General features: G+C 73.2%; 11 protein-coding genes. 3 read left to right on the top strand and 8 right to left on the bottom strand.

The genetic code is table 11. The features are described from left to right. Positions 1–10: 10 nt before the first annotated feature. Genes WMF42_RS08175 through WMF42_RS08165 form a run of 3 tightly spaced genes read right to left on the bottom strand, consistent with a single transcriptional unit; the run spans position 11 to position 1,573 of the window. Entirely contained in the window at positions 11–430 is a 420-nt protein-coding gene (locus WMF42_RS08175; RefSeq protein WP_437691295.1) for a hypothetical protein, read from the bottom strand. Beyond that, positions 427–1,269 carry a ribonuclease III gene (rnc, locus tag WMF42_RS08170; protein WP_437691293.1) on the bottom strand — a complete coding sequence of 281 codons (843 nt, stop codon included), beginning with the start codon at positions 1,267–1,269 and terminating at the stop codon, positions 427–429. The genes WMF42_RS08175 and rnc overlap by 4 nt, the downstream gene beginning before the upstream one ends. Positions 1,270–1,279: 10 nt before the next feature. Beyond that, complete coding sequence (locus tag WMF42_RS08165) at positions 1,280–1,573, bottom strand: 4a-hydroxytetrahydrobiopterin dehydratase (RefSeq protein WP_061608682.1); 294 nt, start codon at positions 1,571–1,573, stop codon at positions 1,280–1,282. 111 nt (positions 1,574–1,684) lie between these two features. Between WMF42_RS08165 and WMF42_RS08160 the strand changes: the two genes are divergently transcribed. Both WMF42_RS08160 and WMF42_RS08155 read left to right on the top strand, forming a co-directional pair. Then, a complete protein-coding gene (locus WMF42_RS08160) occupies positions 1,685–2,314 on the top strand; it encodes a hypothetical protein (RefSeq protein ID WP_233561549.1) in 630 nt (209 codons plus the stop codon). 290 nt (positions 2,315–2,604) lie between these two features. Further along, positions 2,605–3,411, top strand: coding sequence for a hypothetical protein (locus WMF42_RS08155; RefSeq protein ID WP_061608680.1), 807 nt, complete (start codon positions 2,605–2,607; stop codon positions 3,409–3,411). 76 nt (positions 3,412–3,487) lie between these two features. Here the strand turns inward: WMF42_RS08155 and WMF42_RS08150 are convergent, their stop codons facing one another. From WMF42_RS08150 to WMF42_RS08135, 4 genes are all read right to left on the bottom strand, one after another. Further along, complete coding sequence (locus WMF42_RS08150) at positions 3,488–4,510, bottom strand: peptidyl-prolyl cis-trans isomerase (protein WP_061608679.1); 1,023 nt, start codon at positions 4,508–4,510, stop codon at positions 3,488–3,490. Continuing rightward, positions 4,422–5,081, bottom strand: coding sequence for a hypothetical protein (locus WMF42_RS08145; protein WP_233561548.1), 660 nt, complete (start codon positions 5,079–5,081; stop codon positions 4,422–4,424). Before WMF42_RS08145 ends, WMF42_RS08150 begins: the two co-directional genes overlap by 89 nt. 145 nt (positions 5,082–5,226) lie before the next feature. Then, on the bottom strand, positions 5,227–6,600 hold the full coding sequence (locus WMF42_RS08140; protein WP_437691289.1) for a metallopeptidase family protein: 1,374 nt from the start codon (positions 6,598–6,600) through the stop codon (positions 5,227–5,229). Positions 6,601–6,688: 88 nt separating this feature from the next. After that, positions 6,689–7,822, bottom strand: coding sequence for a hypothetical protein (locus WMF42_RS08135; RefSeq protein WP_233561547.1), 1,134 nt, complete (start codon positions 7,820–7,822; stop codon positions 6,689–6,691). Between the two features lie 262 nt (positions 7,823–8,084). Here WMF42_RS08135 and WMF42_RS08130 point away from each other — a divergent pair, with 262 nt between their 5' ends. Beyond that, complete coding sequence (locus WMF42_RS08130) at positions 8,085–9,467, top strand: sigma-54-dependent transcriptional regulator (protein WP_061608675.1); 1,383 nt, start codon at positions 8,085–8,087, stop codon at positions 9,465–9,467. Between the two features lie 245 nt (positions 9,468–9,712). On the opposite strand, the gene WMF42_RS08125 is transcribed toward WMF42_RS08130, so the two are convergent. After that, positions 9,713–12,526, bottom strand: coding sequence for a tetratricopeptide repeat protein (locus WMF42_RS08125; protein ID WP_061608674.1), 2,814 nt, complete (start codon positions 12,524–12,526; stop codon positions 9,713–9,715). Between the last annotated feature and the right edge of the window lie 21 nt (positions 12,527–12,547).

Raw genomic sequence — 12,547 nt, 5'->3', positions numbered from 1 at the left:
CCGGGTCGCGTCAGCGCTTCGGGCCCAGATCGGGCAGCGCGTAGCCGAGCTCGGCGAGGATGGCGCGGAACGCGCGGTCCTCGTTCCGCGCCACGGTGAGGTGCTCCATGAACTTCTTGAAGTTGCCCTGAGCGGCCGCGTCGGCGGCGCGCTCGCTGTTCTCGAGCACGAGCAGGAGGTGCGGGTGCGCCCTGGAGACGGATCCAGGGCACTCCATCTTGCTCGCCACCTTGGCGCGCGCCTCGGCGAGCGCGTGCACCACCATGATGAGCTCCTTGTCGTGCGTGCGCGGCAGGAGCATGTCGCCCTCCCGGCGCGCCTCGTCGAGCATCAGGCTCGCCCTGTCGAGGTAACTCCCGGCCCAGGCGGGCAGCGCGACGAAGAGCGAGCAGAGCGTGAAGGTGAAGGCAATCAACAGGTGACGGATCATCGACTGGGTCCTCGGTCGTTCATGGGTAGCTCGGAGGACGCCCCGCCGGCAGGCGGGGCGCCCCTGCCCTCGGGCGCGCCTTCCAGGGCTTCGGCGGTCGCCCGTTCATCGCATGGGGTCGCAGGCTCCGGCGCGGCGCACGCCACGAGCGCGGCGCGCGCGGCCGCCTGCTCCGCCAGCTTCTTCGATCGGCCCCGGCCGGTGCCGATGACCTTGCCCTCGACCTCGACGGCGACCAGGAACGCGCGGTCGTGGTCCGGCCCCTCCGTGCCCATCAGCCGGTAGCGCGGCGACGCGGCGCCGCGCGCCTGCACGCGCTCCTGCAGCTCGCTCTTCGCGTCGCGCCCGAGCATGCTGCCGCTCGCGAGCTGGGCGAGCGGGCTCGCGACGATCTTCCGGCTCAGCGCGCGCGCGCTCTCGAAGCCGCGATCGAGGTACAGCGCCGCGACGAGCGCCTCGGTGGCGTCGGCGAGCACGTTGGTCTGGTCGCGCTCCCCGGCGACCTCCGCGCCTCGCCCGACCCGGAGCGCCGCGCCCAGCTCGACGCCGCGCGCCCACGCCGCGAGCGCGTCCGTGTTGACAAGCGCCGAGCGCATCATCGAGAGCTCGCCCTCCCGCGCCCCCGGGAAGCGCTCCATGAGCAGCTCCGTCACGCACAGGCCGAGCACGGCGTCGCCCAGGAACTCGAGGCGCTGGTTGTCCACGCGCCGGCCGCCTCGCTGCTCGTTCGAGAAGCTCGGGTGCGTCAGCGCCTCCTCGAGGTGCGGCAGGTCGCCCTCCACCCCAAGATCCAGACGCCGCAGCAGCTCGCTCGGGAGCATCCCCAGCACCTTGCCCACGCGCGACGTCTCAGCCCGTGTGGAGGCGGTCGGTCAGCCCCGCCATCTCGAGGTCGAGCGCCGTCAGACCGCCGGCGTCATGCGTGGACCACGCGACGCGCACCTTGCCCCACGACAGCAGGATGTCCGGGTGGTGATCGCGGCGCTCGGCCAGGAGGGCGACCCGCATCGCGAAGCCCACGCCGGTCCCGTAATCCGGAAACGAGTAGATCCGCTCGATCCGCTCGCCCGCTCTCACCCATCCCGGGTGAGCAGCGACGAAACCGGCGATCTCATCGTCCGGGAGCCGATCACGCTTGCCCATGGGGAGCAACTATGAGCTATGCCCCGCCCCGGTGGAACCCCGAGTTGCGTCCCCTGGCCGCGCGCGCCGCTCGCCGCGCGCTCGTCCGCCGTGCGCTATCCTCCCGCCGCGATGACCGGGCTCACCGCCTGCCCCTTCTGCCGGGAAATGTTCGAGGCGAACGAGGCCCGTACGTGCCCCGCCTGCGGCCTCCGGCTGGAGGAGCTCTCGAAGCTCCCTCCCTCGTACGACGCGCTCCACGAGGAGCCCGACGAGCCGCTCCCGCCGCACAGGGAGCCGCTCCCGTGGGCCTACGCCGGTCGCGGCCGGGGGGCCCTGCTCGCGCTCGCTGTCGCCGGCCTCGCGGCGTTCTTCGCGCCCTGGGTCCACGAGACCGCGCCCGAGATCCGCGATCTCAGCGGCTTTGGCCTCGCCCGCAGGCTCGGGTGGATGTGGGCCCCCGCGGTCGCGTTCTTCGTGATGATCCCGCTCGTGCTGACGCGGAGATCGATCCACAAGATGCGCGGCGCCCGCGTGGCCGTCGCGTTCCTCGCGGCGATCGCCCTCACCACCGTCGCGATGCGCCTGCTGTTCATGCCGGCGAGCACGCTGCTCCGTCCGGTCCGCTTCACGTGGGGCTACGGGCTCTACGCGACCGGGGCGATCGCGCTCGCCGCGCTGATCACCGCGGCGTTCTTCGGAGGAAGGATCGACGACCTCCCCACGGGACAGGAGCGCCGGGGCGACGAGGTGCTGCACTGATCGCGCTGCCGGCGCTGCCGGCGCTGCCGGCGCTGCCGGCGCTGGCCGACGGCCGCGCTCCGGCATCGTGAAACGATCGGCGCCAGGGCTGACACCGATGCCATACCTGCCGGGACGAAGCGCCGCCGTGCGCGCGGGATGACGCTGAACGAACGACGCGACGAGGCGATGAACGGCGCGGCGTGAACGACGGACGATGTACGCGCTCGGAGGCATCCCGGGTCGACAGGCCCGCTGGTGCGACGTAACCTTGGTAGGAGTGGCCTCTGTCCGCTGCTCGGAGGTGCGCAATGGCCAACAGATCTGCCAGCGTACGCCGTGAGCCGGTGCGGGACGACGAGGCGTTCGATGTTCCCGCGGCGGTCCTCTGCGCGTGCTGCGGCCAGCCAGATTGCGCCGGCTGCGCCGCGGCGACCGACGAGGGCTCGGGGGTCGTCGCTATCATCCCTTGGGAGCGCCCGTTCGGCGGCGTCTGGTCGCGGCTCTGGGCCACCTCGAAGGCCACCACGCTGGGGGCCGAGACCTTCTTCGCGGCGCTGCCCGACGGCGCGGTCCTCGCGGCCATGCGGTTCGCCCTGCTCGCGGAGACGCTCGCGATCCTCTCGATGGTCGTCGCGCTCCTGCCCGTCGCGGCGCTCGCGCTGCCGGGTCTGACGCTGGAGCTCGCGCGGAACCCGGCCGCGCGCGCGAGCGCTCTCCAGTGGCTCGCGATCGGGATTCCAGGGCTCACCGTGTGGATGGTGCTCGCGCACGCGGTGCACGGGGCCGCCCTCGAGCTCGGCGCACGCCGCCAGGGCGCGCGGCCGGAGCGCCGGCGCGCGCTCCGCTTCGGGCTCTACGCGTGCGGCTGGGACCTCATGGCCGGGCCGCTCGGCGCGCTGGTCATGCTCATCACGGGCGGCCTCAAGGGCGCCGAGCAGATCCTGTCGGCGTCGCTCCGGGTACCGGGCAGGGCCTCCACGGCGCTGCTGCTGGGCGTCTACGCGCTCCCGCCCGACGCCGCAGAGCGCGCTCGCCGCGCCGGGAGCATCGCCGCGCTCGTGGTCACCATCGCCTCCGGCTTCGCCGCCATCGCGATCGTCGTCGCCCTGAGCTGACCCCGCCCGCGGCTCTGGCGAGGCGACCGGTGGCTCGAGGGCACCGGTCGCGCCGGTGCCGAGGCGGCGGACGGGATCAGCGCATGTCCTGGCGCGGCACAGGCGAAGGCGGGGGCGCGCCCGGGCGGCGGCTGCTCGCCAGGGTGCCCGGGCGCCGCAGGGGCTGCAGATCGCCCGTCGAGGTGATGTCGATCAGGTCGACGAGCTCGGGCGCATGGCCCGATACGTCCTGCCCCCGCAGGCGCTCGAGGAGCTGCTTCACCTGCGCCTCGGCCCTGGCGTGCGCGAGGATCTGGCGGATCGACGGCGCCTCTTGCTCCAGCGAGCGGCTCACCGGCCTGCGGCTCTGCCGTCGCCACAGCACCGCGAAGCGATCGCCCTCCGCCACCGGCTCGGGCACGAGCTCCCCGTCCTTCACCCGGGCGGCAGCCTCCATGAGCCCCGGGGCGAGCTTCAGCCCCGGCTCCGCGGTGCTGCCGTCGGGCGCCACGAACCCGAGATCGCCGCCGCGCAGGCTGGTCGCCTTGTCGAGCGATCTGTCGCGCGCGATGTCCTTGAAGCGCTGGGGCGACGGGTCCTTCTTGAGCTCGGCCAGGATCGCCTCGGCCTCCTCCCGCGTCGCGACGAGGACGCGCCAGAGCGCCACCATCGGCGGCGCGCTGAACTTGTCCCGGTTCGCTTCGTAGTAGGCGCGGACCTCCTCGTCGGTCGCCGGAGAGCTCGCCTCCGCCTGGATCCGCTGCAGCAGGGCGGCGCGAAGGACGCCGCGGATGCGGTCCTGCACGTCGGTCCGCTCGGTGAGCTTCTGCGCGGCCGCCCCCTGGGCGAGGAGCAGCTCGCGCACGAGGACCTGGCTCACGAAGTTCCTCCGGATCTCGTCCGGGGTGCGGCCGAAGCTCTGGAGCTGAAACGGCGGGATCTGCGCGATCCTCCGCTCGACCTCCGCCGCCGTGATGACCTTGTCGCCGACGCGCGCCACCACCGCGGCCGCCGCGGCCGAGGGCTGGGCCTCAGCGCGGAGCGACAGGCCTGTCGACGCCGAGCACACGACCACGGTCGCGGCCGCTGCGAGGAGGAGCTTCACCGTTCTCGCGCGCATCGGAGCGGGTTATCCCCGCGCCGGCAGGCAAGGTCAAGCTGCGCCGCGGCGCGCCGTCTCGGCCGGCGCGCCGGTCGGGTGTCCCCTCCCGGTCGCCGCCCCGCACCACGCCCGCCTTGCGCAGGGCGTGCGCGTCGAGCCCGACGAACCGGTACACGTCCGCGGAGAAGCCGTAGGCGCGGTGGAGGTGCCTCAGCCCCTCGACGAGCTCGGCGGTCACCTCGACCGGGGGTGGCGGCGGGTACGCCTTGCGGATCGAGGCGAGCGGCTCGCCCAGCTCGAGGAGCTCCTCGACGCGCGACAGCACGTCGATCGGCTTGAGCGCGCGCTTGCCGCGCCGCGAGACGCCCTCGGCCAGCTCCGCGAGCAGGCGCCGACGCCGGCGCTCGGTACGGCCGTCCCCGGCGCGGCCACCGCCGCCCAGGAGCAGCTCATTGAACCGACGCGCGGCCCGGCGCTTCTCGACGGCGTCCGGACTTCCCCGGCGGTTCTGCGCGCCGCCATCCCGCTTGGCTGGACGTGGCGCTTTGGTGGATCCGGCCCTGGAGGCCGGCGAGCTCTTCGTCTTCACGATCCTCGGCAGGAGCACAGCGGCGCTCGAAGAGCCGGTATTCCCCGGCACATCTTCTGGCTGTCCCCGGAGTATAGACAGCTCATCCTCTCGCTTCGAAGAAAGCGGCGAGCGCACGTCGCGCTCGCGCCGCGCGCGCCGGACCTCAGCGTCCGCCCGCGCACAACGCGAGGGCCGTCCCCGCGGCCGCGATCAGCCAGGCCGGCCACGTCGCGCGGAGGAAGCCGGCGACGTCGGACAAGGCGCCGCGCCGAGCGCGCCGGGCAGCCTCGGCGTGCCCGATCCGGCGCAGGTTCTCGCGCTCGATCTGCTCGTGCTCCTCGTCGTCGAGGGGATCGCTGCCGGCGAGGTGGTGCAGGTGGTGGGTCACCTCGTGGTCGATCGTCTCGTCGATCTCCGCGTCGACGTCGAACCCGGGGTCCTCGCGGGCCTCTGTTCGAAACGTCCGATAGAAGATCCGGATCTCCGGAGGACGGGCGATCCCGAGCTCGTCCGCGGGCGTCCCGGGCGTGTAGCAGCCGAGCAGCGGCTCGCCTCCGTCGTCGCAGGCCGGCACGCCCGCGTCGATGAAGAGGTCGATGTTCCGCACGCCGCGGGCCTCGTAAATGCGCTCCGCCGCCGCACGGACGCGCGCCTCGAAGGCGTCGAGATCGGGGAAGGCGCGCCCCTCCCCGGCCGCGGAGCCCGCCTGCCCGGGGACGTCCGGATCCGCTTCCGGGGCGCGGAGAGGCGCGCGCGCGAGCTCCCGCTCGAGCGGCACATCGAGGTCGTTCCTGGCGCCGCAGGCCTGGCAGCGGTGAACCGCGAAGAGCCGCGCGGGGTAGCGCGCCTCATGGTAGAGGTCGACGATCGCCGCCCACGCTTCGTCCGGCGCCCCGGCGAGCGCGTCGGCGATCACCGAGGCGCGCCGCTCGCGGCCGAGCACCGCGATGCCCATGGCCACGACCAGCGACGGCGTGACGCGGAGCGCGCCCTCGCTGGACAGGCGGAGCAGCGGCATCGCCTCCTCGACGGTCCGCTCCACGAGCCGCACGCCGCGGCACACGGCGCGCCCGACGCGCAGCGCCGGGATCGGGTGCAAGACGCCGAAATCGAACGGGCGATCGAGCTCGGGGTCGTCGAGCTCTCCGTCGGTGAACGGCCCGATCTCCAGCAGGCTCGACGGAGCGACCTCGAACGGGGCGCCGCAGTTCTCGCACGAGTACGCGCCGGGCTCCTCCGGCACGACCCCGGCGAACGCGAGGAGCGCGCGCAGGACGTGGGCGTCGGCGAGCGGGAGGCCGAGCGGATCGAGCGGCGCGCCCCGCGCGTCGGCCAGGACCGACGGGCCGGCGAGGACCTGCACGTCGCGCGCGCACCTGCCGATCGGGGGGGGCGCGTCGCCGCCGCGGCTTCCGGGGGCGCCCAGGACGGCCGGCGCGTGGGCGCGCGCGGCAGCGTCCGACAGGCGCACCACGCTGCCGGAGGGGAGGTGGACCTGCGCGGGGAGCAGGCGTTGCGCGGGCGCAGGCTTCGGCATCGCTCGGCGGCCTATAAGGGAGCGTGCGCGCGCCTTCCAGCGCGGCGCGTGCTCGCCTCACCTGTCGCCTCGCCGTGGCGAGGTTCCGTCAGGGGTCCTCGGGGGCCCGCGAGCCGCTGGGGGCGCCGTCGTCGGCCGGCGCAGACGAGCCCCAGGCATCGCGGTCCCTGTCCGCTCCGGAGGGCTCCCGCCCCGCGCGGCCGACGTCGAGCCCGGCGGCGCTGGCGAGCTCGGCCGCCACCACGGCGGAGAGCGAGCCTCCGGCGAGCGGAGCCATCCGCGGGGCGACGGTCGACGAGGGCGACGGCTCCGAGGACGTGCGATCGCGGCGGCGACCTCGGCCCACCACGGGCGCGCGCTCGCCGTCCCCGGCCGGATCCGGCGCGGCGGCGCCCTCGCGATGCACTGTCGCGCGGAGCTGCATGCGCCCGAGCGACAGGCTCGCCGCGCTGGCGGGCGGCACGCTCGACGAGGGCTCCGCGCCGAGCGGCACGCCTCTTCCGAAATCGAGGTAACGCGTGATGGCCAGAGCGTAGATGAGCTTGCGCACGATCGGCTCCGGCGCGATCCCGGACCTGATGAGCGCCGGGAGCGTGGGCGAGGAGCTCTGGAGCACGCCGAACACGGCGAGCTCGCCCTCGGTGAGGCCGAAACGACCCGGCTCGAGGGCGGGGTGCAGCCGGAGGGGCACCGCCTCGATCCGCTCGAGCGTCCGCTGGAGCCGCGTCGAGCGCTCGCCGTGCTCGCGCAGCCCCGCCCAGAGCAGCGCGAGCGGATCGACCTTCGCTGGATCGCCGCCCCAGTCGGCCAGCGCGTCGAGGCCGTCGAAGTAGCGGTACTTCGTCTCCGGCGGCAGGTCGAAGAGCCGCACCATCCGCCGCACGAACTGAACCTGCGCGAGCCAGTCGAGCGTCGGGGCGTCGAGGCACCCCGAGAGCAGCAGCACATCGCCGAGGAGGCCCCTCGTCGCGAGCGCATCCGCCAGGATCTCGGCGGAGATCACCCCCTCTTCGAGCAGGATCTCTCCGAACCGCGCATAGCCGTCGCTCGGGCGGATCTTGACGGGGGCCCCCCGGACGATGCGCACCGTGTGCTCGGCGCCCGTGGGCTCCCGCAGGATGAGCGCGCCGGTCAGCCGGTGCTCGACGGCATACACAAAGAGATGAGCGAACGGCGTGCGCTCCAGATCTCCTTCCGCCGTCGCGGGGCCGTCGGCAGACATCCCACGCAAAGCTATCATAGCGCCCGCGGGCCGGAGCCCCTTTCTCCGCGCACAGACGCGCCGAAGCGGCGCCGATGTCGCGCTCGCCCTCATGGAGCCGCGGCGCTCCGGCGTCGGTCGTCACCTTCGTTTCTTGCCCGTTCCGACGCGCGCTCGACGCCTTCCCTTCACCTCCGGGTGCGCGCGGCTGGGGTCGGGCGGCGGCGCGCGTACCCGGCCCAGCGGCCATCCGCCGCGGCGGTTCCGCGCTACGGTGGCAGGCATGCCTCGCGGACATGTGCTGGTGCTCGATGACGAGCGGGCGATCTTGACGACCCTGCAGAAGGCCCTGTCGCTGGAGGGCTACACGGTCGACGTCGCCGGCGGCGTCGGGGTGGCCGAGGAGAAGCTCGCGAAGCGGAGCTACGACATCGCGCTCTTCGACGTCTCGTTGCCCGACGGCGACGGCGTCGAGCTGCTGCAGCGGATACGCACCGCAGGATCGGAGCTGCCGGTCGTCATGATGAGCGGCCACGCGACGATCGACGCCGCTGTCCGCGCGACGCGGCTCGGCGCGATCGACTTCCTGGAGAAGCCGCTCTCGACCGATCGGCTGCTGCTCGTGCTCGACAACACGCTGCGCCTCGTCCGGGCCGAGGCCGAGGCGAAGGCGCTGCGGGCGCAGACCGGTCAGGTCGGCGAGCTCATCGGACAGAGCCGGGCGATGCTCGAGCTGCGCGAGCAGATAGCGCGCGCGGCGAGGGCGACCGCGACGGTGTTCGTGACGGGCGAGCGCGGCACCGGCAAGGAGCTCGTCGCGCGCGCGATCCACAGCGCCTCGAAGCGCGCGCGCGGGCCGCTGGAGAAGATGAACTGCGCCGCGGTGCCGAGCGAGCTCATCGAGAGCGAGATGTTCGGCCACGAGGCGGGCGCGTTCACCGGCGCGACGAAGCAGCGACGGGGAAAATTCGAGCGCGCGAGCGGCGGCACGCTGTTCCTCGACGAGGTCGGGGACATGCCGCTCGCGATGCAGGCGAAGCTGCTCCGGGTGCTGCAGGAGCGGGAGATCGAGCGCGTGGGCGGGCACGAGACGATCAAGGTCGACGTGCGCGTCGTGGCGGCGACGAACCGCGACATCGAGGCGGCGTGCCGCGAGGGGCAGTTCCGGCCGGACCTCCACGACCGGCTCAACGTGCTGCCGCTGTCGCTGCCGCCGCTCCGGGCGCGGCGCGAGGACATCCCGCTGCTCGCGCGGCACTTCCTGGCGATCGCGACGCAGGCGAACGATCGGCCCGGGATGGCGTTCACGAGCGGCGGGATGGGGATGCTCGTCGCTTACAGCTTTCCTGGCAACGTGCGGGAGCTGCGCAACATCATCGAGCGGCTGGTGATCCTGACGCCGGACGACACGATCGACGAGGGCGACGTGAAGGTGTGCCTCGGCGGACAGCAGGCCTCGATCAAGGGGGGGCTCTTCCGTCCGGGCGTGCCGTTCCGGGTGCTCGCCGAGGAGGCGGAGCGGGCCATCCTGGAGGAGGCGCTCGGCCATCACGGAGGGCAGATGGCCGCGACGGCGCGGGGGCTGGGGCTCGAGCGGAGCCACCTCTACAAGAAGTGCAAGGCGCTCGGGCTGCGCGGGGACAAGGGGGAGGTCGAGGACGAGTAGGCGGGGGCCGCGTCCCGGGAGGTCTGCGCGACGTACAGCGGGCGCGGAGGTCGGAGCGGAGCAGCCGAGCCGCGGGCCGACTTTGCGGCGAGCTCACGGCGTCCATTCGACCTGGCACGACGTGAGCGCCGGCGGGGGTCTCTGCGCGGCGGGGCGCGGATGGCCGAGCGCCCACCGGCGCCCCGCCGCGCAGAGCCCCCCCCGGCGCGTGCTCCCAGGATCGTCGCCCTGCCCCGCCCCGCGCCTCAGTCCGGCATCGCCTGCGGCGCCGGCGGCGCCGCCCCCCGCATCGCCTTCTGGAACTCCAGCGCCTGCTTCGCGTAGTCGTCCCGCTTCATCTTCGCGTAGGCCTTGGCGAGCTCCCCGTAGATCTCGGCCGCGTCCGCGGGCCTCGCCCCGGACAGCAGCGCGCTGTTCAGCTCGTAGATCGCCGACACGTGCCGCCCCGTGCGCGCCAGCGCCCGCGCGTAGAGCCGGTGGATCTCCGGGTTGGCCACGTCGACGTAGATCGCGCTCTCGCCGACCTTGCGCGCCTCCTCCCACGCGCCGCGCTCCACGAGCAGCCGGAGGAGCCGCCGCCAGACCCGGCGATCGTGCTGGTCGAGCAGCGCGAGCCGGCGCAGCGCCGAGAGCTCCCCCGCGGCGTCCTTCTGACGGCGCGCGAGATCGTAGAGCCCCTGGAGCGGCTCGGCCTGCGACGGATCCAGGCGGGACGCCGCCTCGAGGTTCGCCTTCATCCTCGCCGCGTCCTTCTTCAGCTCGGCGAGATCCGCGAGCTTCATCCGCACGACGTAGCCGTCGTGGCCGTCGGCGACCATCTTGCTCAGGAGCCTCGCCGCCTCGTCGGGCTTCTTCTCGGCGAACGCCGCCCGCACCTTGATGTACGCGGCGTCGGGCTGCTTCGGGTCGACCCGGAGCGCCTCGGCGAGCACCGCCTCGCCCTCCTGTCGCTGCCCGTCCTCGAACAGCGCGAGCGCGAGCTCGACGAGCCGCTTCGCGTCCTTCGGGGCGCGGACCGCCGCCTTGCGCGCCTCATCGAGCGGCGGCGCGTGCAGGTCGGGGACGTACTGCTTCTCGTAGCGCTCGAGGCGGGGCTTCAGCCACGCGCGGAAACGCCGATCCAGCTCCTCGGTGCCGATGGCGAGGGACTCCTTCACGACCTCCGGCGTCCGCTTGCCAGCGGCCCACCGGGGCAGCATCGACACCACCTTCGGGAAGCCGAACTCTTCGACCATGAAGACAACGATCTGGCTCGCCGCGAAGTAGGCCATCGTCACGTCCTCGATGCTGTCGACGTGCGTGAAGGCCCGGTTGAACCCCTCGACCGCCGGGATCCTCCCGCCCTTCAGGGCGGCGAACAGCGCGGGATCTTCCTCGCGGTGCCACTCCGGCCGCCGCACGATCGTCTCGTACTCGCTGAGCCCCTCGGTGAACCAGCGCGGGACGTGGTTCTTCGAGAGCTGGATCGCGAAGACGTGCCCGAGCTCGTGCCACAGCACGTTCCCCCAGTTGAACTCCGCCGCCGCCGGGCTCAGCGCCGCCAGCGTCTGGCCGAAGCAGACGCCCTGGATGCCCACGTTCGGCAGGCCGCTCGTCCTCACGCTGAAGTTCTCCGTCGACGCGTAGAGCTCGATCGAGACCGGCACCTTCGGCGTGAAGCCGTAGCGCTTCACCATCGAGCCCCACGCCTCCTCGAGCATGCGCGGCACGTACCGCTCGAGGATCGGCTTCTCCTGCTTGTGATAGCGGACGCGGAACGTCTGCCCCTCCACGGTCACGTACTGGGTGGCGATGTCCTTCTCGTAGAGGTTCAGGGTGTTGAACACCCGCACGTTGAAGCGGTCCTTGTCCCACGCCTTCTGGAGCGCGACGAGTCCGCTCTTCTCGTCGCCGGCGCGGATCAGGTTCAGCCCGAGCGTCGCGTACGCCTTCGCGTCGTGAGGATCGACCTTCGTCGCCTCCTCCATCATCTTGACGATGTCGTCGTAGCGGTGCTCCCACTCCGCGAACTCGCCGACGATCTGGAAGAACCGCGAGAACTCCGGGTTCAGGCCGAGCACCTTCGCCTTGAGGGCGTCGAAGCCCGCCGTGTCGTCGGCGAGGAAGCGGGCCGCCGCCTTGATCGAGAGCAGCTCCAGGTCGTTCGGGTTGACCTTGAGCCCGCGGTCCGCCGCGGCGTCCGCGGCGTCGATGTCCATGTCGCGGAGCGCGAGACCGGCGCGCACGAAATACGCCTCGGCGAGGTTCGGGTTCACGGAGAGCGCCTGCGCGATCTCGCTGTCGGCGCCGCCGAAATCCATCGCGCTGTCGAGCTTGACGCGCGCCATGGCGACGCGGACCAGCGGGTCCTTCGGGGCGAGCTTGAGCGCCTCCTTCACGACCTGCCCGCCGTGGCCGGGGTCGTACTTGTCGAGGAACAGCTCGGATCGCCAGAGCAGCGTCTCCACCCGCTGCTTGCCGCCGACCTTCTCCGCCGCGTTGAACGCGTCGTTCGCATCGCGCGCGCTCCGGAGCAGGTGCGCGGCGCGCCCGACAAGCGACATCCCCTCCGCGTCGCTCGCGGTGATCTTGTCGTCGTTGTAGTCGTCGATGATCGTCATCAGCGGCGCGCGCGCCTCGCCGCGCTTGCCCGACTGGATCAGGAGCTCGCCGAGCACGAGCCGCGCGCGGCGCGCCTCGTCTTCCCGCTCGACCTCACGCGCGGCCGCGATCGCCTCGGCCATCTTCCCGCGGCGCGCGAGCGCCGCGGCCCGGAGCGGCGCGGCGGCGATCCTCGCCTCCTTGCCGATCGCGGCGGCCGCCTTCGCCGTCTTCGCGGCCTCGTCGTAGCGGCCCGTGAGCAGCTCGATCCGCGCCTTCGCGATCAGCGCCGGGGCGCGCTCCGCGCCCCCCTGGAGGGCGGCGAGCACCTTCTCCGCGCCGGCGTAGTCGCCCTGCGTGAGGAGCGCCTCCGCGCGCGCGAGCGAGGCGGGCGGCTCGGCGGAAGCGGGAGCCTGGGCCGCGCAGGCGGCGGCGACGAGGAGAGCGGAGAGAGAGCGGCGGATCGAGTGGCTTCGCATGACACCCCGTACGCGACCGCA

The sequence above is a fragment of the Sorangium sp. So ce176 genome (genome assembly GCF_051519835.1).
In the GTDB taxonomy this organism is placed as follows: domain Bacteria; phylum Myxococcota_A; class Polyangia; order Polyangiales; family Polyangiaceae; genus Sorangium; species Sorangium cellulosum_G.
The sequence above is the reverse complement of the archived record's forward strand: the minus strand, read 5'-3'. Positions and strand labels throughout refer to the sequence as shown.